General features: G+C 38.5%; 22 protein-coding genes and 1 pseudogene. 14 read left to right on the top strand and 9 right to left on the bottom strand.

What is annotated here, in order from left to right; translation table 11 throughout:
- Positions 1–165 precede the first annotated feature (165 nt).
- Positions 166–561, bottom strand: a complete 396-nt coding sequence (locus tag MSVAZ_RS06535; RefSeq protein ID WP_048119519.1) for an SET domain-containing protein — start codon at positions 559–561, stop codon at positions 166–168.
- A gap of 182 nt (positions 562–743) precedes the next feature.
- A complete protein-coding gene (locus MSVAZ_RS06525) occupies positions 744–1,385 on the bottom strand; it encodes a sugar O-acetyltransferase (protein WP_048119513.1) in 642 nt (213 codons plus the stop codon).
- A 239-nt stretch (positions 1,386–1,624) separates the two neighbouring features.
- Here MSVAZ_RS06525 and MSVAZ_RS06520 point away from each other — a divergent pair, with 239 nt between their 5' ends.
- The 4 genes from MSVAZ_RS06520 to MSVAZ_RS06505 all read left to right on the top strand — a co-directional run bounded on the left by MSVAZ_RS06520 (position 1,625) and on the right by MSVAZ_RS06505 (position 4,556).
- Positions 1,625–2,227 (top strand): pentapeptide repeat-containing protein, encoded by a 603-nt coding sequence (locus MSVAZ_RS06520; RefSeq protein ID WP_048119510.1) that lies wholly within the window; start codon positions 1,625–1,627, stop codon positions 2,225–2,227.
- 283 nt (positions 2,228–2,510) lie between these two features.
- Positions 2,511–2,948 carry a hypothetical protein gene (locus tag MSVAZ_RS06515; RefSeq protein ID WP_048119508.1) on the top strand — a complete coding sequence of 146 codons (438 nt, stop codon included), beginning with the start codon at positions 2,511–2,513 and terminating at the stop codon, positions 2,946–2,948.
- A 295-nt stretch (positions 2,949–3,243) separates the two neighbouring features.
- Entirely contained in the window at positions 3,244–3,723 is a 480-nt protein-coding gene (locus tag MSVAZ_RS06510) for a hypothetical protein (protein ID WP_048119506.1), read from the top strand.
- 377 nt (positions 3,724–4,100) lie between these two features.
- Positions 4,101–4,556: a hypothetical protein gene (locus tag MSVAZ_RS06505; RefSeq protein ID WP_048119504.1), complete on the top strand. Its 456-nt coding sequence runs from the start codon at positions 4,101–4,103 to the stop codon at positions 4,554–4,556.
- Positions 4,557–4,806: 250 nt separating this feature from the next.
- Here MSVAZ_RS06505 and MSVAZ_RS06500 read toward each other — a convergent pair whose 3' ends face one another.
- A complete protein-coding gene (locus MSVAZ_RS06500) occupies positions 4,807–5,634 on the bottom strand; it encodes an HNH endonuclease (RefSeq protein ID WP_048119502.1) in 828 nt (275 codons plus the stop codon).
- A gap of 306 nt (positions 5,635–5,940) precedes the next feature.
- Between MSVAZ_RS06500 and MSVAZ_RS06495 the strand changes: the two genes are divergently transcribed.
- From MSVAZ_RS06495 to MSVAZ_RS06470, 7 genes and pseudogenes are all read left to right on the top strand, one after another.
- Positions 5,941–6,579 carry a GNAT family N-acetyltransferase gene (locus MSVAZ_RS06495; protein WP_048119499.1) on the top strand — a complete coding sequence of 213 codons (639 nt, stop codon included), beginning with the start codon at positions 5,941–5,943 and terminating at the stop codon, positions 6,577–6,579.
- Between the two features lie 220 nt (positions 6,580–6,799).
- Positions 6,800–6,925, top strand: a complete 126-nt coding sequence (locus MSVAZ_RS21520) for a hypothetical protein (RefSeq protein ID WP_269746811.1) — start codon at positions 6,800–6,802, stop codon at positions 6,923–6,925.
- Positions 6,926–7,219: 294 nt separating this feature from the next.
- Positions 7,220–7,864 carry a dimethylamine corrinoid protein MtbC gene (gene mtbC / locus MSVAZ_RS06490; protein ID WP_048119496.1) on the top strand — a complete coding sequence of 215 codons (645 nt, stop codon included), beginning with the start codon at positions 7,220–7,222 and terminating at the stop codon, positions 7,862–7,864.
- Positions 7,865–7,966: 102 nt separating this feature from the next.
- Positions 7,967–9,370 (top strand): annotated as a pseudogene (gene mtbB / locus MSVAZ_RS06485) ([dimethylamine--corrinoid protein] Co-methyltransferase).
- A 386-nt stretch (positions 9,371–9,756) separates the two neighbouring features.
- Entirely contained in the window at positions 9,757–11,199 is a 1,443-nt protein-coding gene (locus MSVAZ_RS06480) for an APC family permease (protein WP_048119493.1), read from the top strand.
- 130 nt (positions 11,200–11,329) lie between these two features.
- Entirely contained in the window at positions 11,330–11,689 is a 360-nt protein-coding gene (locus tag MSVAZ_RS06475; protein ID WP_048119490.1) for a transposase, read from the top strand.
- Positions 11,690–11,718: 29 nt separating this feature from the next.
- Positions 11,719–12,135 (top strand): transposase, encoded by a 417-nt coding sequence (locus MSVAZ_RS06470; RefSeq protein WP_232316102.1) that lies wholly within the window; start codon positions 11,719–11,721, stop codon positions 12,133–12,135.
- A gap of 214 nt (positions 12,136–12,349) precedes the next feature.
- Here the strand turns inward: MSVAZ_RS06470 and MSVAZ_RS06465 are convergent, their stop codons facing one another.
- The 5 genes from MSVAZ_RS06465 to MSVAZ_RS06445 form a co-directional block, all read right to left on the bottom strand.
- Entirely contained in the window at positions 12,350–13,078 is a 729-nt protein-coding gene (locus MSVAZ_RS06465; protein ID WP_048119484.1) for an ATP-binding cassette domain-containing protein, read from the bottom strand.
- Positions 13,066–14,109: an ABC transporter ATP-binding protein gene (locus tag MSVAZ_RS06460; protein WP_048119481.1), complete on the bottom strand. Its 1,044-nt coding sequence runs from the start codon at positions 14,107–14,109 to the stop codon at positions 13,066–13,068. Before MSVAZ_RS06460 ends, MSVAZ_RS06465 begins: the two co-directional genes overlap by 13 nt.
- Positions 14,106–15,017, bottom strand: coding sequence for a nickel ABC transporter permease subunit NikC (gene nikC, locus MSVAZ_RS06455; protein ID WP_048119478.1), 912 nt, complete (start codon positions 15,015–15,017; stop codon positions 14,106–14,108). Before nikC ends, MSVAZ_RS06460 begins: the two co-directional genes overlap by 4 nt.
- A complete protein-coding gene (gene nikB, locus MSVAZ_RS06450) occupies positions 15,001–16,014 on the bottom strand; it encodes a nickel ABC transporter permease (RefSeq protein WP_232316237.1) in 1,014 nt (337 codons plus the stop codon). The genes nikC and nikB overlap by 17 nt, the downstream gene beginning before the upstream one ends.
- Positions 16,015–16,114: 100 nt before the next feature.
- Positions 16,115–17,689 (bottom strand): ABC transporter substrate-binding protein, encoded by a 1,575-nt coding sequence (locus tag MSVAZ_RS06445; protein ID WP_048119475.1) that lies wholly within the window; start codon positions 17,687–17,689, stop codon positions 16,115–16,117.
- 551 nt (positions 17,690–18,240) lie between these two features.
- Between MSVAZ_RS06445 and MSVAZ_RS06440 the strand changes: the two genes are divergently transcribed.
- Positions 18,241–19,089 (top strand): class I SAM-dependent methyltransferase, encoded by an 849-nt coding sequence (locus tag MSVAZ_RS06440; protein WP_048119472.1) that lies wholly within the window; start codon positions 18,241–18,243, stop codon positions 19,087–19,089.
- 656 nt (positions 19,090–19,745) lie between these two features.
- Positions 19,746–19,967, top strand: coding sequence for a hypothetical protein (locus MSVAZ_RS06435; protein WP_048119470.1), 222 nt, complete (start codon positions 19,746–19,748; stop codon positions 19,965–19,967).
- Between the two features lie 150 nt (positions 19,968–20,117).
- On the opposite strand, the gene MSVAZ_RS06430 is transcribed toward MSVAZ_RS06435, so the two are convergent.
- A complete protein-coding gene (locus tag MSVAZ_RS06430; protein ID WP_048123760.1) occupies positions 20,118–20,678 on the bottom strand; it encodes a metallophosphoesterase in 561 nt (186 codons plus the stop codon).
- 976 nt (positions 20,679–21,654) lie between these two features.
- On the opposite strand from MSVAZ_RS06430, the gene MSVAZ_RS06425 reads away from it, so the two are divergent.
- Complete coding sequence (locus MSVAZ_RS06425; RefSeq protein WP_048117034.1) at positions 21,655–23,241, top strand: IS1634 family transposase; 1,587 nt, start codon at positions 21,655–21,657, stop codon at positions 23,239–23,241.
- Positions 23,242–23,299: the final 58 nt, after the last annotated feature.

The following is a 23,299-nucleotide window of genomic DNA, read 5'->3' as shown; positions in this document are numbered from 1 at the left end:
GAAGAATATTGAAAGAGTATTTGAAGAATATTGAAAGAGTATTTGAAGAATATTGAAAGAAGAGAGCTTTCTTTTGATGCTCTTTTCTTTTATATTACAGTACTCAAAAATTTGACTTTGAATTTATTGAAAGATTGGCACGCTATTTAGTCATCAAATTCAAAATCAAGGGATACTCATTTTGTAGTCATAATCTGCATCATATTTTCTGTAGTCAGAAGTAAGCTCTTCGCCTGATTGTATATCTCTTGCAGCGAAAGTTATTCCTTCGTTCTCTTCTATGGGAGATTCATCTATGCAATTAGGATCATCGGAGTGATTAAAATAACGAGCATCATCAAGACATAGAATGTATTTATCTGTATCCGGATTAAGATATGCGTATTTCAAAAAACAGTCTTTCGTTATCTCCGACAGTTTAGCAAGTTCATTTTTATCAATTTTGATATCATATCCAGAGTGAAATTTCCATATTACAGTTCCTTTTGGAATAAATTGATTAGCGAAAAGACCAATACCGTTTATCTTACTTGGCCCGATTTTTGTTTTTATTAACAGCATAAAGAAAAATGTGAATTTAAATATTTGAGTATTTCGATAATAATGGCAGCATTTATAAAAACCAAACCATATTTCTTAATACCTGACTTGCCTAGTTTAATGTCTAACGATGCTCTTTTCGTTTTCTCTTTTATGAAATTCAGATACAGTTTGACCTTAATTTGACCTTGATTTGACCTCAATTATTTAACGTTATATCCAAAATGCTTGAGATCTTCTTCCAAAATCAAATGCTTTTTACTGTCAGCTTCGGTGATCGGACGAACCGGACGGCAAGGGTTGCCAAAAGCAAGATGATTATCCGGAATATCTTTTGTTACGACGCTGCCGGCACCGATTACCACATTGTTACCTATATGTACGCCGCCCAGTACAACAACATTACATGCGATCCACACGTTGTTGCCGATATGGATTTCTTCGGCGTATTCTGCCATTATCGTGTTCCCGTTTTCGTCTGTTCCTATACGTTCCCGGGCAATCAGGGGATGAGAAGTGGCCATTAACGAAACATTCGGCCCGAAGCATACATTGTCGCCAATATAAATACGTGCGTCATCCATAACCATAAGATTGAAATTCGCAACAAAGTTTTCTCCAATAAAGGTGTGACAGCCGTAATTGAACTGAATAGGTCCCTGAAAATAATATTTCTTGCCGATGCCGCCAATAAATTCCTTGATAATTGGCAAACGGTCGGGATCATATTCGTCCATTGCATTGTATCTTTGACATGCAGTGTGCGCCTTATGTTTGATGTCTCTCAGTTCTTTATTGCGCGAATCAAACATTTTGCCCGAAAATATCTTTTCTTCTTCTCTCATCTGAGAGTTTCCTCCATCCTTCAAATACTGAGTTTTGACATTGTAACTTAGATCAAGAAATCACAAAATTTCCATTTATCTGTGTGTTATATAAATAATAAATGTGATGTCAGAAAATACTATTTTACCAGTTGAATTTGTTAATATTATTTAGGGTCTTTTATTCCTAACTCTGAGTCTTTTATTCCTAACTCTTATAGTATAACCATCTGGAAACATCAATATATGGAGACGGAAGCATGTTGGAAAGCAGAATTATAGCCGCAAAATCCGATGACAATTACATAGAAAACACACGCTTTGAAGGCGAGACGCTTTCGGACGTCGATATCGCAAGGATAGAATTCGAGTCGGTACAGTTTATACAATGCCAATTCAACAATTGTGATTTTTCAAAAACCCTCTTTTACAATTCGGTGTTTGATAACTGCAATTTTGCGAATTGCAGATTTATGGACAGCTACTGGAAAGGCTCCAAAATGTTAAAGTGCAAGGGCGATGGCGGTAACTTCAGCAAGAGCTGCATGAAAGAAACCTCTTTAACAGACGATTCCTTTCGATATGCGGATTTTTCAAGTTCTGTACTGGAAAACTGCACCATTCGTGACTGCAATTTCACGGAAGCCTTCTTATCCGAGATTCGGCTAAAGAAGCCCAGGCTGAAAGCGGTTAATTTCACAGGAGCAGATTTCTTTAAAGCCTTACTCAAAGACATTGATTTAACGGATTGTATCATCGACGGGATTGCAGTATCCGATACATGCAAGGAACTCAGAGGAGCTATAGTCAATGCAGAGCAAGCAATAGAACTTGCGCGGATTCTGGGAATCAAAATTGTGTAAACTAATTGTATCTTAGCGGGTACTGTACACAGAACCAAACAAAGTAGATCTGAAAATTGTTTAAGGCAAAATCGTGTCTTCCTTATGCTTTTAGTTTTGCTTCTGCATTCCTTATGCTTTTTTTGCTCTAACTAATTTTCTTAATCGGTGATAACTCTTAATTCCTATAGTATATGCAATGATTGAGTTCAGTTAATCTTCAATAAAAATTGGTTAAAATCAAAAGATAAATTTATGAATACGTGTTTAAGGTTAATCGTAAAGTTTTGAGATCGGTGATTAAATGAGTACTGAAAGTCTTCAGACTTATAATAAAATTGAACCGTCATCATATTCTATAAAAGATAGAATCATCCAAATTCTCGCGCTCTCTGTATTATTACTCTGGTTTGCAGTATCTGAGATCGAAATAATCGACTTTAATGAATATGATGACGGTTCATTAATAAAAGCAGCATTATTTTTAGCTTTATTTTTCTTTATAGTTTCAATTCTTCAAGGCATATGGACGTGTTATAAAATAAAAAGTTGTTATTCCTATAATAATTCAAAAGAGATAATGAATACAGTTAAGTGGATTATATTCGGACTTTTTATTCTCATGATATTAATTCCACGTATGTTTTTCCCAGAATTTGACCGCCTCTTTGATGTATACTTAATTGCATTGACATATGCAGGAAAACAATTAATAGGAAAGATTTCAAAAAATCTGGAGTAAATACTGGTTTAACTTGAGATAACTTGAGAGTAAAGGACGGCTTATTTAAGCTTCTGTATTTGATTATAAGAAGCTTCACACAATCTGTTTCAGTTCATAAACGCTTCCCGTTTGTGCTTATTTTATTAAGTTTTAGATATTTAACCTGATGGCAATCAATGAAAACGATTACATTCCTATTGTATATGGAATAATCGAGTTCAGTAAATCTTCAGGAAAAATTGGTTAAAATCAAAAGATAAATTTAGGAAGACATGTTTAAGGTTAATCGTTAAGTTTTGAGATAGGTGATTAATTGGATACTGAAAGTCTTCAGAATTATAATAAAATTGAACCATCATCATGCTCTATAAAAGGTATTATAATACAAATTATCTGGTTATCTTTATTACTACTGTTTGTTGCAGTATACATAATCAAAACAATCAATTTTAACGAATATTCAGACGGTTCATCACTTGGTATAGATTTATTAATAAAAGTACTATTATTTCTAGCCAGTATTTCCTTTACATTGTCTATCATTGTAGGAATGTGGATGCACAATAAAACAAAAAATATAGATTCCAATAATCAGTCAAACTGGCCAATTAGATTAGTTAAATGGTTTACATTAGGATTACTTGTTCTCATGATGTCAATTTCACTTATATTCTTCCCAGAATCCAACACAATCTTTGAAATATCCTTAATTGTGTTGCTGCTTACAGTAAAATATGTAAGAGACACTCTGCTAAAAAAAATGGGGGCTGACCTCGAAAAGACATGCGTGTAAAAAGAGAAAAAGCCGTCTAAGATTTCAAAGTATCCGTGAGTAAACCCTGGCTTAACTTGAGAGTAAAGGACGGCTTATTCTAAGCTCCTGTATTTGATTATAAGAAGCTCTCCATAATCCTTACCCAGTTCAAAAACGCTTCGCTTTTGGGCTTATTTTCCTATGTTTTAGACCTTGTTTTAAATCTTGTTTTAGATCTTGTTTTAGACCTTGTTTTAGATCTTTAACCATCTATTAACCGGTGAAAACTCTGATATTCTTATTGTCTATGGAATGATGAGTTGAGAAAATCTTCAGTAAAAATTGGTTAAAATCAAAAGATAAATTTAGGAAGACGTGTTTAAGATTAATCGTTAAGTGTTGAGATAGGTGATTGATTGGTTACTGAAAATCTTAGAAATTATAAAAAAATTGAACCAGCTTCATTTTTTATAAATAATACAATAGTCCAAATTATCGTATTCTCTTCATTATTGCTATGGCTTGTAGTATACGCAATCAAAGCAATCAATTTTAACAAGTATGCCGACGGTTCATTATATGATATCGGTTCATTAATAAAAGCAATATTGTCTTTAGCTGCACTTTGCTTTACGGTGTCTATTCTTCTCGGAGTGTGGACATATTATAAAATAAAACGTTCTTCTTCCACTGACCCGTCAAATGGGATAGTGAATTCAGTTAAATGGCTTATATTCGGAATCTTTGTTTTCATGTTATCAATTCCACATATATTTTTCCCAGAAGCTGACAGGTTATCCGGGATATACTTAGTTGCATTGACGTATACAGGAAAATACGTAATGGGAAAGATTTCAAAAAATCCGGAGTAAATCCTGGCTGCTTAAGAGTAAAGGAATGCTTATTCTAGGCTCATGTATTTGATTATGAGAAGCTTCTCCATAATTCCTACCCAGTTTAGAAAAGCTTCGCTTTTGGTTTATTTTATTATGTTTTAGACATTTAACCTTCCAGTAATCGGTCAAATGTTATGCATTCATATGGTGTATGGGATGGACGACTTAACAAAAGCATAGATTAAGCAGGCCAGAAAAAGTAAGAGAATATCTACGTAAAAATTAGTTAATAATTTTTTAAAGTTTTTATGAGAAAATCTCTGTCATCTTGCAAATCCAAAACATGCATCTTCCTATGACAATTTGGGCATAAAGCGACAGTATTTTCAGGGACATCCAACCCCCTCTCTGATAACCATTGAACGTGATGAACTTCTAAAAACGGACTTCCGTCTTTTTTAATAAAAGGAGCTGAATTGCCGCATAATTGGCATAATCCATTTGCTCTTCTTAACGCATACGCTGCAACGTAACTATTCCGATTATATTTTTGTGAAGTTACTTGTTTAGGTATTTTCTTTTCTAGCTTCAATTTTTGTAGCTTTTTTAACAATTCCTCATCAGACAATTGTAATGCTTTCTCAAAATTTTCTTGCTCTTTTTTAAGAAAATCTTTTTCAGATTGAAATTTTTGATCATCTACCATACCAAGTTCTTCTAATGCTTGGGATAGTTCATCTCTTAATTTCCACACAAAATGGTTACCTTTTCCTTTTTTGCAGTTTTCATACCACCCTTCAAATGGCACGATAAATTTTGCTTCCTTCCCGTCAGGATAGATTACTTCAAACCGATTTAGATGTTTTAGAATTTTATTAGTTAAACCAATAACATTTCCATTATATGGAGACTTTATCAAGTTAGAAGGATACTTTTCCATTATTGTTTTTGATGTTGCTTGATGGCCAACTTCGTTATACCATTTCAAAATCATATCTAAATATATTTCGCCAAAAATTTCACGGTTTTGAAGCATTGATTTCCATTCTTCCACTGTGATATCAACATCTGCTTCATATCGCCCATCAACTTCTCTCACGTATCGGGTTTCCATCTAAAACATCTCTCATATATCTATTTACTAATAGCCCAAAACTTTCAATATATTTTACGTTTTATATCAGATAGTAAAAGTCACATATTCAATTTGCTGTTTTTTGTAAACCCACATGATTTTGCTTGAATAGAGTTGTAATTGAGGACTATTTATTGAGATAAAAGGAAAAAATACAGTAATTTCAGGCAAAAACCATTGCTTTAAAACGATATAAAGCCCAATATGCTAATATTTAATATCATTGAATTGCCGTAATTAATACTAACCAGATATACCGAATAAAACAATAGAAAGGAATTTATCATGGATATTACAATTCGCAATGAAAAAGTAGAGGACTTCAATCAAGTCGAAAACGTAACGAGAGAAGCATTTTGGAACCTCTATGTACCTGGCTGTAATGAACATTATTTGGTACATATCATGAGAGATCATCCTGATTTTATTAAGAAACTTGATTTTGTTGCAGAATATAATGGTGAAATAATTGGTAACATTATGTACACCAGAGCCTGGTTGTATTCGGAAGATGGCGTTCAGATGGAAATTGCAAGTTTTGGCCCCATAAGTGTATTACCGAAATATCAGCGGAAAGGTGTAGGCGGTGCATTAATTCACCACACAATTGATATTGCTAAAAACGATGGAATAAATATAATTGTTATATTCGGCGACCCCCATAACTATTGCAAGCACGGTTTTAAAAGCAGCAAAGACTTCAATATTAGTGATCTGAATGGCGAATACCCTTACGGCATGCTCGCTTTAGAATTAAAAGAAGGATCTGTTAAAGGGCATAACTGGAAGTATAAATACAGTCCGGTATTGGAAATTAATGAAACTGATGCAGAAGAATATGACAAAAAATTTGAACATAAAGAAAAAGGATACACCCCTTCCCAGGAGATATTCTCAATTGCGGTAAGGTCATACCTGAAGTAACATTATCTAACAATCTCTTCCCCATCAAATGCAAAAAATATTAGAAACGCAGATATGAGACTGTCTATCGAGTGTTTTTAGGGGAAAAATTACTCTGTACATTCTGGAGTAAATTTGAATCCTCCATATTTGGCCTTCCAGTCTTTCAACCATTAATAGCCTGCTGGAATTTTTCGGCTCGCATCAAGAGCATTTAAAGAGCACCAAGAACATTTAAAAAATGGAAGAGAAGGTAGCATATGAATTCCAGATCAACGGAAATATGATACCAAAAATGACACATATTTTACTGATCTATCTTTCCAGGCTTTACATAGATATCGAATTTACAGGTTTTAAGTTCTAAATGTCTTTTTACTTCAGTCATTAACTGCACTTGAAATTTAGTTCTACAAAATCCCGTTGAAATTTTCAATACCATTGAAAAATCTCATGACTTGAGCTATGTCCATCGGGGGTGTCATAGCATACTGGCTTTTCAAATGCACATGCAGTACTCAAGTTCCCGCCTTTTTTGAAAAAACTCTACAGGTTGGGCTAAATAATTCAGGACTTATATATTAATATCCAATTAGAGTGCCAGATTCAGTTTTTTCTTCAAATACTAAGGGAATTTCTGGCAGTCACGGAGGTACAAAAAATGGCAACTAAAGAAGAACTTATTCAGGAGCTTTCTGATGCAGTTATCTCCTGTAAAAAAGATGCAGTTCTTGCAGCTGTCGAGAAAGCAAAAAAGGTCATGGAACCTGCTGAAATCATTGACAAAGGTCTTTCTGCAGGCATGAACCAGGTAGGAATTCTTTTTGAGAGAGGGAAACTTTTCCTGCCCCATGTAATGATAGCTGCTGATGCAATGACAGCAGGGGTAAAAGTGCTTGAAGCTGAGCTTCCGGCAGGGACAGAGAGCAAGAAACTCGGGGTTATCGTAAACGGTACGGTCGAAGGCGACGTTCACGATATCGGAAAGTCCATAGTGTCCACGATGCTCCAGTCTTCTGGTTTTGAAGTATACGACATTGGCCGTGATGTTCCGGTCAGGAACTTCATCGAAAAAGCAAAGGAAGTCAATGCCAATATGATTGGAATTTCCGCCCTTATGACCACAACCCTTCAGGGGCAAAAGTCTGTAATTGAACTCCTCAAAGAAGAAGGACTCAGGGACAAAGTAAAAATTATGGTAGGCGGAGCCCCTGCAACCCAGGCATGGGCTGACAAAATCGGCGCAGATTGCTATGCTGAAAACGCAAGCGAAGCTGTCGCAAAAGCAAAGGAAATGCTACTCTGAACCATATACTCTGAACCCTATAACTCTGAATCCCAATACTCTGAACCCCAATTATCAAGAATATCATTGGTCTAAATTAAGTTGATCTTATGGAGGATAAAAATGGCAATTGAACACGCTTTGCGTATGGGAGACGGTAAACGTGTCTACCTTACCAAAGAAAAGATAATTGCAGAGATTGAAGCCGGAACTGCAAATGCTGCCGATCTTGGTGAAATCCCTACTCTGAGCGCCAATGAAATGGACAAGCTTGCAGAGATCCTTATAATGCCAGGCAAGGCTGTAAGTGTGGAACAGGGAATGGAAATCCCAGTAACGCACGATATCGGCACTATCAGGCTTGACGGCGACCAGGGCAACAGCGGTGTCGGTATTCCTTCCAGCCGCCTTGTAGGCTGCATGATGCACGAGCGTGCTTTTGCTGCTGACACAATGGAACTCGGGCACATTGATTACAGTTTCAAGCCGGTAAAACCTGTCGTAGCAAATGAATGCCAGGCAATGGAGGTCTGCCAGCAGAACATGGTCATTCCGCTGTTTTATGGTGCAATGCCCAATATGGGACTTTATTACACACCTGATGGACCTTTTGAGAACCCTGGCGACCTTATGAAGGCTTTCAAAATCCAGGAAGCCTGGGAATCAATGGAACATGCTGCCGAACACCTGACAAGAGACACGGTCTGGGTCATGCAGAAACTCTTTGCCTCCGGTGCCGATGGGGTCAACTTCGACACAACCGGTGCAGCAGGCGACGGTGACATGTATGGTACACTCCATGCTATTGAAGCACTTCGGAAAGAGTTCCCTGATATGTATATTGAAGCAGGCATGGCAGGAGAATGCGTACTTGGTATGCACGGAAACCTCCAGTACGACGGCATTACCCTTGCAGGTCTCTGGCCTCATCAGCAGGCTCCTCTTATTGCAAAAGCTGGAGCAAACGTTTTCGGGCCTGTGGTAAATACCAACACCAGCAAAACCTCAGCCTGGAACCTTGCCCGTGCAGTTACTTTCATCAAGGCTGCAGTAGGAGCTTCTCCAATTCCCTGTCATGTAAATATGGGTATGGGAGTTGGCGGAATTCCTATGCTTGAAACTCCCCCTATTGATGCAGTTACCAGAGCAAGCAAGGCGATGGTCGAAATTGCAGGCGTCGACGGCATATAGATCGGAGTCGGTGACCCAATGGGTATGCCGATTTCCCACATAATGGCTTCAGGTATGACTGGAATTAGGGCTTCAGGAGACCTTGTTGCAAGGATGGAGTTCTCAAAGAATATGCGCATAGGAGAGGCAAAAGAATACGTTGCAAAGAAACTCGGGGTCGACAAGATGGATCTTGTAGACGAGCACGTTATGCGTGAGCTGCGTGAAGAACTCGACATTGGAGTTATAACGTCAGTGCCAGGCGCTGCAAAAGGTATTGCTGCAAAAATGAACATCGAAAAGTTGCTCGATATTAAGATTAATTCCTGTAACCTCTTCAGAAAGCAGATAGCGTAAAGAGATAGCGTAAAGAAAAACTCCGAAATAACCAAAAAGATATGAAGAAGCTGATACAGATCTCCTGTAGATCTTTCTCAGGATATTTCCTGATAATGCTTCTTGGCGATATTTCTGGAAGATATCTCTTGAAAATATCTCTTGAAAATATCTTGAGAAAAACATCTCTTGAAAATATCTCTTGAAAATATCTCTTGAAAATATCTCTTGAAAATATCTCTTGAAAATATCTTGAGAAAATATCTCTTGAAAATATCTTGAGAAAAACTTAATTTTTCGGATTTTCCACTTTTTCCATTTGCAGGCTTTTATGAGTCGATTTGTGCTGCAAGAGCTGTGCGAATCGTCAATTTCCATCTATAGTAATTATAGGAGTGTGCTTGAAGATGAGTGACGAAAAAAGTGAAAACGAAGGGCTCCAGCGAACAATTGATTGGAAGCAGGGCCTTGCAATTGCCCTGGGAGTTCCTGTGCTGATCCTGCCTTCCATAGGCTATTTTGCAAATTATGTCTGGGCCTTTGCAATCATTATCTGGGCGTTATCTGTCTTTCAGGGTTTCATGCAAAATTTTGCTTACGGAGAACTTGCTACAATGTTCCCAAAAGCATCCGGGCTTCCAGGGTACGCCCAGAGTGTTTTTACGGGGAATGCAAACAACCGGTATGACCTTAGCAAACTGCTTGGAGGTTTCAGTGCCTGGAGTTACTGGTTTGCCTGGAATCCGGTCCTTGCAATTTACTCAATCCTGATAGGGAGCTATCTTAAAGGCCTGGTCCCTGCACTTGCAGGCGTGCCTGACCTTGTTGTTTACCTTGCATCCGGCGCAGTCGTATTCGTGCTTCTGATCCTGGTCAACTATCGTGGGCTTGCCGGCGGAGCAACGCTCGGGTACATTCTTGCCGTGCTTTCGCTTGCCCCACTTATCATTATTGCCCTTGCACCTTTCGTAACCGGGCACTTTGAATTCAGTAATATTACCGGTGCCTGGCTTCCCACAGATTGGAGCTGGGACATCCAGCATATCCTGATCCTGCTCGGGCTTTTTGCGATGGCCCAGTGGAGTGCCTGCGCCTGGGAAACCGCAGCGATCTACGGGCCCGAATATAAACAGCCAAAATCGGATGTCCCAAAAGCCCTCTTTATCTGCGGTGCGATCTGCCTTGTGACCTTCATTCTCGTCCAGGCAGCCTGTACAGGAGCTCTGGGAATTGAAGGAATTCTGTCCGAACCGGTTTCTCCGATGCTGCCTATAGCCCAGATGACTCTTGGTCCCATAGGCGGGTCTCTGACTATCTTCATGTTGATTGCGGCAATGGTTCTAATTATCCAGACTGCCTTCCTCGGAGCTTCGAGGGCTATGTATTCCATGGCTGAAGAAGGAAATCTGCCAGGGTTCTTTGGAAAAATGAATGCACATGGAACTCCAGTCAATGCAATGATTGTCATTGCCCTCTTGAATATGGGTTTCATCTGCCTGGGAACTCCTGCAGCTATAGTTGCAGCCTCGGCAATAGGTTATGTCTGTGCCAATGGGATAAGTCTGCTCGCATATGTTAAGGCAAAAATTGACCCGAGGTTCTCGAAGCTTGAAAGACCGTTCAAAGCCCCTGGAAACTGGCAATACGTAGCCTTTTTCTTTGGGCTCTTTAACCTGCCTCTATGTCTAATTGGAATAATATACCTGAACAGCCTTGAGTTAGGCTGGACTTCAACGATAGTCGGCTTCGTGGTGCTTGCTCTTTATCTCCCGCTCTGGTACTATTCTCAGAATCAGAACAGGACAACTTTGGAGAAGGACAATTCCCTATCAAGCGAATCCATAATATAAAGGTACAAAGATAAATTCCGAAAATTTCCACCTTTTCCCTTTTCCGGAAAACGCTTAAGTTCGTGAGTCAATAAATATCATAGAGCCTATCCCAAAAGCAATATTATGTTGAAATTATAAATTTACCTTTATGTCATTTCGTGAAATCGATGATGTTCTATGGGAATCCATGGAACCTTATCTTCCTCCACAGAAACCGCCTACAGGAAGGCCACGTGCAAATCTGAGGAAGTTAATGAACGGTATTTTGTATGTTGTTATGACAGGTTGTACGTGGAAAGACGTTCCCAGGAAATATGGATCTAAGTCAACAGTACATAGATTCCATCTATATCTGTGTGAACATGGCATCTATCAGAAGATTTTCAATGAACTTTTAAACAAAGGTTACGATTTGAATAAAATAGATCTTTCTCACTGCTTTACTGATACAAAGGATGTTCCGGCTAAAAAAGGGGGAATATCGGCTACGATGGCCACAAAAAAATAAAAGGAATAAAAATAAGCGTTTTAGTAGATTTGCAAGGTCTGCCTCTCTCGATTATTATTGTTCCTGCAAATAAGAATGATTCTACACTTTATATACCTACACTTAAAAATTTCAATATAAAGAGACCTGTAGGAAGGCCTGTTAACAGGCCTTCCAAAGTAACAGCTGATGCAATGTATGATACAGCTAAAATTAGAAAATATAACAGAAGAAGAGGAATAAAGTCCAATATACCAGTAAATAAAAGAAATAGGAAGAAAAAGAAGAGAGGAAGACCAATAAAAGTAGATCAAGAAGAATACAAAAAGAAAAGCATAGTAGAAAGGTTCTTTAGCTGGATAGAGTCATGCAAGAAAGTATTTCCAAGATATGAAATTAAAGAGACATCATATTTAGGAGTTGTAATGGTAGCAGCAATAATTAGAGTAAATGAGCTTTTGGGATAGGCTCATAGAATAATGAGTCCTGTTTCGGGTTCAAAAGGGGTTCGCAGAAAATATTTGGCTACAGGATACACAATATGTATATGGTAATATTATAGAACGATAAAAAATGGCTCTTCGTCATTCCTTATAGATAAGATAATTTCCAATTCAAGACCGCATTGGTTTTTATGAGAATATTATGAGGATATCCACACAAAACAACGAAGAGCCAGAATTATTTTATCTTTGAGGATTGACGTGACACTACTTTAAGATTAACAATTTTTCCTTTTTCCATAAAGGCAATCTCGTCACTCATCCATTCAACAACCTTAATATCGTGGGAGATAAACAGAAAACTTATCTTGAACTTGGTTTGCAGTCCCTTTAGAAGCGAAAGAATTTGAGCCTGGACAAGAGGATCTAGCATCGAAGTAGGCTCATCCGCTACTATTAATTCTGGTTTCATGCTAAGAACTCTTGCAATTGCAACTCTCTGAAGCTGACCTCCACTCAGCTCTTTGGGATAGCGAAAAAGAAGCTCTTCATTAAGGTAAACAATTTCAATAAGTTCCTTTACCCTCTCCAATTCTCTGTCTTTAGCGCAAAGCCTGTGAAGCCTTAAAGGTTCTGCAATTATATCATAAACTTTCATCTTCGGGTTCAAGCATGATTCAGGGTTTTGAAAAATAATCTGCATTCTGGTTCCTAGGTATTTTAAAGATTGTCCTTTAAGTTTTGAAATGTCCTGACCATCAAAGATAATGCTACCCTCTGTCGGTTCAAGCAATCTTAACACTGTTCTTCCAAGTGTGGATTTCCCACAACCACTTTTTCCAACAAGACCTAGAGTTTTCCCTTTTTCTATCCTGAAACTGACTCCGTCTACGGCCTTGTTAACCTGAAGCTGGAAAAGCCCGGAATAATAATGCTTTTTCAGATTTTTCACTTCTAACAATGCCATATGCCCACCTCCACACACCCAGGAGAAGGAGTATCCGGGATCAATTGTGCTTCTCTTTTTACATTCTTACTACTTTTTTCAGAGAATAAGCAGCGGGAAAAATGATCATCTACATGTTCCAATAGTTCAGGGTGGATTTTTGAGCAGTCTACCAGCTGGTTACTACATCGGGGATGGTACCTGCAACCGGAAGGAGGAGAGATCAGACTTGGAGACTGACCTAAAACAGTCATTAGCCCTTTTTCTGGAAGCGAATGCAGTAGTGCAAAAGTATAAGGGTGTTTTGGATCGGAAATGACCGTTGCTGTCTTCCCGATTTCAACGATTTCTCCAGCATACATCACTGCAGTCCTATCTGTAAGTTTAGTGGCGACATCCAGATCATGAGTAATTAAGAGCATGGAAGAATTTTCCTTCCGAACAAGCTTGGCAATTATTTCCAGAATTTGCAATTTTATATCAAGATCAAGCCCCTTTGTAGGTTCGTCTGCAATAAGAAGTCTTGGCTTGAGAGCAAGCGCTACTGCTATCATAACTCTCTGCAGCATCCCACCACTGAACTGGTGAGGGTATTCAGACTTTCTTGAGGAATCTATTCCAACAAGCTCAAGCATCTCTGAAGCTTTCTTTTCTGCATCTTTTTTTTTCATGCCTTCATGGTATCGATAAATTTCAGCAATTTGACTTTCTACAGAGAGGACCGGGTTAAAACAGATTGAAGGGTCCTGTAGCATGATCCCTATTTCCTTTCCTCTCAGACTCCTCATTTCTTTTTCAGAAAGACTTAAAATATTCTTACCCCTGTAAATGATTCTCCCTTCTATCCTTGCATTATTTGAGAGCAGCCTCAAAAGGGCTTTTCCAAGAGTAGTTTTTCCACAGCCTGTTTCTCCAATAAGCCCAAAAATCTCTCCTTCTTTGATCTCAAAGGAAATGTTCTCGTTTGCTTTTACAAGGCCCTTTGAGGTTTTGAAAGAGACGTTCAGGTTTTCTACTGAAAGGAGTGGAGGAGAGAGGGAAGAAATACTCATCTATCCAGCACCTCCTGTTTAGCAGCCTGTCCCAAGCTGGCCCTTAGTCCGTCTGCTGCAAAATTGAAAGCAAAAACTGTAAGCATAATCATGAGACCTGGAATAAAACAAAGGTGAGGAGATATGCGCAGGTATGGAATTCCGGATTTGAGCATAGAGCCCCATTCAGGCGTCGGAGGCTGGATTCCAAGTCCTAGAAAACTCAGAGCGGAGGCAAAGATTATTACATGGGCAATCTCAAGAGTCCCAAGAACGATTACAGGCTCCATGCAGTTTGGAAGTATATGTTTTCGCATGATGTAGAAATTTGAGGGTCTAAGAGCCCTTGCCGCTTCCACAAAATCTCTCTTTTTTAAAGAGAGAACCTGTCCACGTACAAGCCTTGCATAAACAGGCCATTGAGTAAGGGAAAGAGAAAGGACGACACTTAAAAACCCCGGTCCCAGCAGTCCTGCTATCATAAGGGCAAGAATGATATTGGGAAAAGCCAGCATCACGTCTACACCTCTCATAAGGATTTCATCAAAAAGGCCTCCTTTGTACCCTGAAAGCAACCCCAGAGAGGTACCTGCAATGGATGTAACTGCAACAACGAGAATTCCAATGCCAAGAGAGATACGTGTGCCATAAATTACTCTTGAAAAAATGCAGCGCCCAAATTCATCAGTTCCTAAAGGGTATTCACGACAGGGGCCAAGAAATTGTTTATCAAGTCTCTGGACAAAAGGATCATTTGGAGAGATATAGGGAGCAAATAGGGCCAGAAAACACAGGATAGCAATAAACAAAATGCCAAAGAGCGCAAGTCTGTTTTTTTTAAACTCCCATAGACTTAGCCATAGACTTAGCCTTTTTTTATTCATAGAAAGTTTTTCAGCCATTTTTATATTTTCAATCATACATGTCATACCTGATTCTCGGGTCAAGCACTGCATACAATATATCTACTGCAAGGCTGGAAAGAGAAAAGAGCACTGCGATAAAAAGAACACATCCCTGAACCATAGAGAAGTCTCTTGCAAAGATCGAGTCAACAAGAAGTTTTCCGATACCTGGCCAAGAGAAAATTGTTTCCACAATAACAGCTCCTCCAAGAAGATAACCCAATTGCATTCCTGCAAATGTAACAACTGGGAGTAAGGCATTTTTCAGTGCATGCCGTAAAAGGATAGTATACTCATCAAACCCTCTGGCACGTGCAGCCAAAATATATTCCTTCTCCATCACCTCCATAAGGCTAGCTCGGGTAAGTCTGGCCGTAACTGAAGACATTGAAATTCCAAGGGTTAGAGCAGGAAGAGCAAGGTGATTCAGGCTTCCATGCCCATAGCTAGGAAAAATATGAAGAGTCAGGGAAAAAAGCCAGATCAGAAGAATTCCAAGCCAGAAGTTAGGGATGGAAATACCTATCAGGGAAAAAAACGCGCAACAATTATCAAGCAGAGTATTTTTCTGGAGAGCGCTCAGAATTCCTATAGGTAAGGCGATTAGGAGAGAGATTAATAAGCCTGCAACTGTAAGTTCTATAGTTGCCGGTAACTTCAAAAGAATTTCTTCAAGGACCTCATCAGAGGTTATAATAGATCTCCCAAGATCAAGATGCAAGAGATGATCCAGCCATATAAAGTACTGGAAATAAACAGGAGCATCAAGTCCTTCTGCTTCCCTGACGGATTCAATCTGGCTTGCATCGAGATCCTGTCCATATCTCTCAAGAGCTATGAGCTCAGCAGGATCTCCTGGCGCAAGGTACATAGCAAAAAAAGAAACAAGAGTAACCCCTGATATTACTACTAACACCATGGCCAAGCGCTTTGCAATGTACTTCCACATAGGTATTCTTCTTACGTTTCTGTCATTTTCTGATATCGGTCTCTTAACTTCTGATGCTCTCAGACATTCCATTTTAAGGTTTATCTTCCCGTCTGTGAATTTCTATTTTAAGGTTTATCTTCCTGTATGTGAAGTTTTTTAATGTTTCATCCTTTCGGAACCTTGTTTGAATTTACTTTCTTTCAAGATAAACTCCAGAAAGGTCCAGCCAGGGATCTTCTGCTGTTATCACAAAGCCTTTTACAGAAGGGCCGGTTGCTACTACCTTTTCTTCATGTACAAGATAGAAAGCAGGGACTTCTTTTATTACAAAAGCCTGTAGAGCGTAATAGAGTTCCTTCTGCTTCTGCGAATCTATGGTCGAATCTGCTGCATCTACAAGCTGGTCATAGGTTTCATTGTGGTAGTGGGAGTAAGGACTTTTAGAATAGTGAATAAAGAAGTGTTTTGGATAGGGGCCCCAGACAAAATAGCCAGTTCTTAGTATCATGCCAAAGTTTCCCGCACCTTCTAGTTTGCTGATCGCTCCCTCATCAAGTACTTGAATTTCCACATTCATTCCTATTTTCCTGAGGTCTTCCTGTACAACCTGAGCCATAAGAGTATGTCTGGCTGCCCATGCACCCTTACTCACAAGCAAGGTACAATTCAAGGGACTTCCATCTTTTTCTAGAATTCCATCCCCATTGGAATCTTCCCATCCTGCTTCTTTAAGTAGAGCCTTTGATTTATCAAGGTCTTGAGAATATGTTTTCAGGTCAGGGTCAGAGTACATCATATTGGGGAAATACGGCCTTCCCTCTGCCGGTTTTCCAACGCCGTTAAGAACATCGTTCACCAGGGCGTTGGTATCTATTGAATAGGCAACACTCTGGCGTACTTTTGTGTCGTTAAAAGGAGTTTTATCGCAATTGAATTGCAGGAAATCCGTAAAGGTACTTAGCTTCCTTTGAACCTGGATACCTTTTTTGGCTTCAAGCCTATTGACATCATACTCTGGAACCTTGATAATCATATCCAGTTCCCCGTTCTCAAACGCCATAACCTGCGTAGAAGGATCAGGGATAACTTTAAAAATAACCTTATCAAGAAGAGACTTATTTCCCCAGTAAGCGTCATTTCTGGTAAGCATTATTTCCTGATCTTTTGTCTGCGATTCAAATTTAAAAGGTCCTGTCCCTACCGGTTTGACGAAATTTCCTGCTTTATCAAGACAGCCAAGTCCCATTATGGGCCAGGCTACATGAGTCAGGTAAAAAGGCAGAGGCATGGGTTTTTGGAGGACAAATTTCACGGTATAATTATCAAGAGCCTCTATACTTTTAATCGGTTTCAGTACTGCCTGTCTCACATAGGATTTGTTGGAGTAGGAAAACACAACCGAGTCTGCGTTAAAAGGTGTACCATCATGGAAGGTCACATTCTTGCGTAGGTGGAAGAGCCATGTCGTCCCATTGTCAGTCGTTTCCCAGGACTCGGCAAGTCCTGGAGTAATATTCAGGTTAGAGTCAAGCCTTACAAGGGTTTCATAGACTTGAGACCAAACAAACCTGGCATCACCATCCGCAAACTTGTCAAGATACCAGTTGTTAACGTCTGAACTTATGCCCACAACAAGATCCTGAGAGTTTTCTCCTAAACTGTCTCCTTTGGCAGTTTCATCCTTTTCTCCGCCTATGCAGGCACTTGCACCAATTACTGCAAGCAGCATGCAGGTTAGTAAAATAAGCTTGAAATTTCGATCCATAAAATAATCCTCAATTCAGCTAAACGGACTTTTAAAAGGCTCATTCGAGGAGAAATCGAAGAACACGATTTATCTCGAAATTAAAAACCAATTTAAACACTGTATAGGCTAGAACGATAGATGTATTTCTAACATCTTTTTATTGTGAATAAATTTGTATGATAAATGTGAGTTTAATAAATTATTGTAATACGTAGTTAGATAAAAGAGTTTTCTTATAAAACTAAATGTAAACATTGTTAACAAAGATGTTACCTAACTGAAAGCCTGAAAAAATAAACAATTCTCAATCATCTCAAAAATCGGGGTAGAATATCGTGCTCAACTGGCGAAATGGGTAGTATGTTACTGCACTTAAAGTGCAATTCAAGAAATCTCCATTTTTCTGTACTGCCAATCAGAATTCAATAAATGCAACTCCGTTGGATCTCCGCTCTGATGAATTTGTTTTACCATTTAATAAAGTATATATATTCATATTTGTATTCGTTTTTGTAACATATTTTGATAATTTTAAGAAATTACATATGTAAATAGTTTGAGCTGATAATATGGACCCATGTAACATTGACTGGAATGAAGTCTGGAAAGAGACGTTGGAAAGAGAGTTAGAATCGAACAAAAATGTAGATTGTTCATCTATATGGCAGAACAAGGAAAGAGCCAGACGCTTCTGGAATATGTTTCAGGATAATAACGCAAAGGCAATAACCGAAAAGAGGATAAAGGGCATGAAACTCTCTTCTGACTCCAGAGTTCTTGATATAGGGTCAGGACCCGGTACCCTTGCAATTCCGGTTGCACAACAGGTAGCTCATGTAACTGCTGTTGAACCTTCTGACGGCATGATGAGCATCATGCAGGAAAACATTAAAGAGTACGAAATCAAGAACATCGACTGCGTACACAAAGATTGGGAAGCCGTTGATGTCGAATCCGACCTTTCGGCTCCTTATGATGTGGTTTTTGCTTCTTATTCCTTGGGCATGAAAGACATACGGACTTCGGTTCAAAAGATGATAGACACTTCTTCAAGGTATGTTTATCTGTACTGGTTTGCGGGGGAAACTTCATGGGATGCGCATTCTCGGAGACTCTGGCCTTTCCTTCACGGATGTGAGTATCAGCCGGCCCCGAAGTGCGATGTTCTCTACAACGTGCTCTACAATATGGGAATCTACCCAAATGTTAAAGTTTTCCCTTTCGAGCACGTCCACAGGTATGCAACTTTTGAAGAAGCAGTTGAGGATTTCAAGTCGTACTACAATGTAACCTCCAGTACCCAGGAGACCGTTCTCAGGTCCTATCTGAAAGACATTCTTGAGGTAGATAATGGAAATCTTATTCAAAGAGGGTGGTCCACCAGAGTAAAAATGTGGTGGGAAAAACAAACTGAGTAGATCGGGGACCTTAATGAACCGCCATTTCCTCTAGAAAATGCATGTTTCTGTCAAGCTTGAACATAATTGTTTTGAGGCTTTTTACGTATTTCAGAGCAGCACTCAGGTCTACGGGGGATAAGAATCATTTTCAACATAACTCAAATTTATAATTTGTCCATTCCTCGTAGACTTGACAGAACTTCATGGATACCGTCATAGATAGGGTTAAAACTATTCATTAGTCGTGAATCATGTTGATGTAGATGGCAAAAAAGTCCGGTTCTCTCTGTGTAAAAATGGAAGAGAGATCGAGTCATAAATTGTGAAAACGGATGGGACTCTTGAAGACAAGATATTTACAGCAACTGCATACATCGAAAGTGGAAATGTCCAGCTCTACTTTTTGTGTGAATATCCTCATAATTTCCTCATAACAATCAATGCGGTCTTGAATCGAAAATCATTTTATCCATATAGAATAGCGAAGAGTCATTTTGCAACTTTTCTATTTAATTTAACTTATGCTATATTATGTAAATATTGATACTGTCAATGGTCTCAGAGCCAGAAGAGGCAAAATATACATAAATAAACGAGACATGGTATAAAATGAGTAACTTGTGTTTAAATGAAACTTAGGAGTAAATAACTAAACTGATAAGTGAGATGATCCTGTGAAAACCTATCTTCTGGTCTGGTTCAGCAGTGAAGGGGCCCGTCCGTCAGAAGTAAACCAACGGCTAATGTCTCTGGGATTCGAGCCCGTGAAGGGCAGCTATGATTTTGTATATAACTGGAATAGCAGTGTCAGTGTCGAGAAAATTCTCGAATTTGGGGACAAGGTGTATCTGAGTCTTCAGGGCACAGGTGCCATGTTCAAACTGGAAACACTGTAAACCGCGCTTGCTAAAATTGAATATCCTAACCCTGGTTAGCAGGGCATATGCCTGATTTCAAGCAGTAAATAAGCCCCTGCTCAGGGTTGTCCTACAGGGTAGTCCATATTGTGATTCCCTTCGTTCTATCCCTGCCAGTTTCAGAGATGTTCAAGCCTTTTTCTTGTTTCGGTTTTTTTCCTGCTTGCTTTTCTCCAGGGAATCCCGGAACTTTATGTAATCGCAGGTACCTCCTTCAAGAGTAATTATCCTGCCATTAATGCTTCCTTTTTCGATTATAAGTTCTACAACACTTGGGTTTGACATCCTGGGTTTGGTAGGAGATCCGGGACAAACAAGCACAACATCTTTTTTCTCTATCAAAGGTCTGTGAAGGTGACCGAAAATTAGAATGTCTACATCCATTTCTTTTGCCAGGTAACCCTGTGCAGTTGTATCGTTAACCGAAAGCCCTCCTTCGTGTACAACTCCGATTTTTACACCTTCAACCTCGAATTTCAGCCTTTCTGGAAGGAGCTTTTTGAGTTCGGAAGTGTCATCATTTCCAAAAACGGCCTTTAATTTGCCGCTGGCGTTGAAGGCATTATAGGCTTTTACAGTACTGAAATCCCCTGCATGGACTATTAGGTCGCATTCGTCCAGGAGTGTTTGAAGTTGCTGGGGAATTACTCCAGTTTTCAGATGAGTATCGGAAAGTACAATCAGCTTCATGGAAAATCTCCTGATTATATGAAATATATTATTTTGAGATAAATCTATGGTAAGCCTTTTGAAAAACAGTTTGACCGCAACCCTTTTGAAAAACGGTTTGACCGCAACCCTTTTGAAAAAAGGCTTGACCGAAAACCCCAAGAACTGTTTGAGTCTGATAACCTGATCCCTAAACCCTATCGGCGTGATCAACCGGCGCAACGGTTGTAGCACAACCCTTTTGAAAAAAGGCTTGACCGAAAAGGCCCTGACAGCGGCGTGGTCAAGGGTTGCAACGAAAACCTTTTCAAATGAAGGTTGATCAAAACCTGATGCTTCAAGATAAAGCGAGTATATATGTTCCTCATTTTTGAGGAGTTTTATAATATTGATGGTCTCTTTATTTGAGTGGTGTTTTAAAATATAGTTGAATAAATATGGACCATCCAGATTTTTAAAAACTTGAAAGCTGTTTATCATTTACTCTGGTAATTCTTCCAGTATATATTAATTTCTTACTTTTGCATATTCCACTCAAGTAAACCTAAATATTTTTAAATCTTATAAAGTCAATTCATAAAAATATCTTTGACACAAAAGATCAGGGGTAAAAATCATTTTTTCCTGTTCAGGCATTTCATTCATGTTTAGGAATATAAAAATAGAACTCCAAATTATCAGTTTGTGAGTTAATCTATAATTCTATTTCCCCAAATAATCATCTTTGGCAACAAAAACCCTTGATATTATATTTGAATTATTCCTAAATATATTGAACCTTAATTCCCAAATTTTAAGCGCATACTTTTTGTATCCCTATTTTGCTCATTTAATTCGTGTGCAGATGCATACTACCTTAATTCCCAAATTTTAAGCGCATACTTTTTGTATCCCTATTTTGCTCATTTAATTCGTGTGCAGATGCATACTAACTTACTCATTTCCAAACAACAATTCAAAAACTATCTATACTATTATGCGCTTATTATATAAGCGCATGAAGTCTATCCTCCGCATCAAGAAAATAAATGGAATTGAGTACTGGTACGAAGATATTCCTTATTACGATAAGGAAAAGAAACAAATTCGCCATAAATCCAAATATGTTGGCAGAAACATAAACGGTAAACCTGTTAGAGTTCGTGACGCATTAAACTCTTCCGATGAAATCGTGCAAGATGAGACTTCTTTCGTTTCCAGCAAACCTGTAAATGCTTATAACTATGGTGAGTTCCTTCCATTACAGAAAATAGTAGAAGAACTCAAAATTGAAGAGTATCTTGGTGATCTGTTCAATGAAAAAGACAGGAACATGATACTTTCAATGGCACTTAATCGTGTAATTCGTCCTACAGCTATGTATAACCTTAAAACCTGGTATGAGAATTCTGTTCTTTCTCTCCAGTGGCCTGAGTTACCCTTGAAAAGTCAAAACATCAGTAATCTACTTGCAAAAGTAGGTAATAGCGACATTCCATCCATGTTTATGGGTAAAATGTTTAGAAATCTTGGGACAAAACGCACATTAATGTACGATCTTACCAGTTTATCGAGCTACTCACAACTAATTAATCTTCTTGAATACGGATACAATAGAGACAATTGCGATCTTCCTCAAATAAATCTCTCCATGATTGTGGATAAGGAAAAAGGAATTCCGGTGATGTATGACATCTATCCTGGAAGTATTGTAGACGTTACAACTCTTAAAAATACTCTAAAAAAGATAGAAGCTCATGGAATGGAAAACTATACACTGGTAATGGATAGAGGCTTTTTCAGCAAGGGAAACATTGAGGAATTAGTAAGGGAAAAGATTCCTTTTATTATGCCAGCTACAATGGCACTTAAAAGTGTCAAAGAGCTTATGAGTTCAGTACAAAAAGACATCGAAAGTCCGGAATATCTTCATAAGTTTCACAAAAAACCAATATTTGTAAAGCCAGTGACTCTTGAGGAAAAGGAATTCAAGATCAATGGATACTGTTTCTATGATCCAAAGAGAGAAATGGAAGAAAAAAGCACATTTTACTCCCGTCTTTATGATATGAAGGAAAAACTGGAAGAAACAGCAATACCAGGATGGAGAAATGCGGCAGAGGTGTTCAAAGAGAGAGCAAGGGAAATGGCAAGTTTCTATTCGTGGAAAAAGATAGATGACCATTTCAAAATCAATATCAAGAAAAATGCAGTATCGCAGAGAATAAACAGAATGGGGAAGTTTTTCCTTTTTTATTATGGAGAACGTGATTGGGTAGAATGTCTCACTTACTACAGAGAAAGAGATATTGTTGAGAAAGGATTCAAAGTAATGAAAAATGATATTCAGTCGCTTCCACTAAACACAAACAAAGATTCAACAACAAAGGGATTCATTTTTGTCTGCTTTATCGGACTAATTATTAGAATGAAGCTACTGAGTATGATGAAGGAAACAAAAATTATTGAGGATTATACAGTAGAGAGTTTACTTTTAGAGCTTGAGAAGATCAGAAAAGTAGAACTGCAAAATGGAGAGGTAATAGTTACAGAACTCACAAGAAAGCAAAAAGAAATTATGGAAAAATTGAATTTATGCGCTTAAAAAAGCGGAAGTCAGGATTGAAAGTTATTCGCGGGCAAGATACATGAAAACAAGGATT

It is taken from the genome of Methanosarcina vacuolata Z-761, assembly GCF_000969905.1.
GTDB classification, from domain to species: Archaea; Halobacteriota; Methanosarcinia; order Methanosarcinales; family Methanosarcinaceae; genus Methanosarcina; species Methanosarcina vacuolata.
Note: the sequence above shows the minus strand (reverse complement) of the source record. Positions and strands in the feature narration are given on the sequence as shown.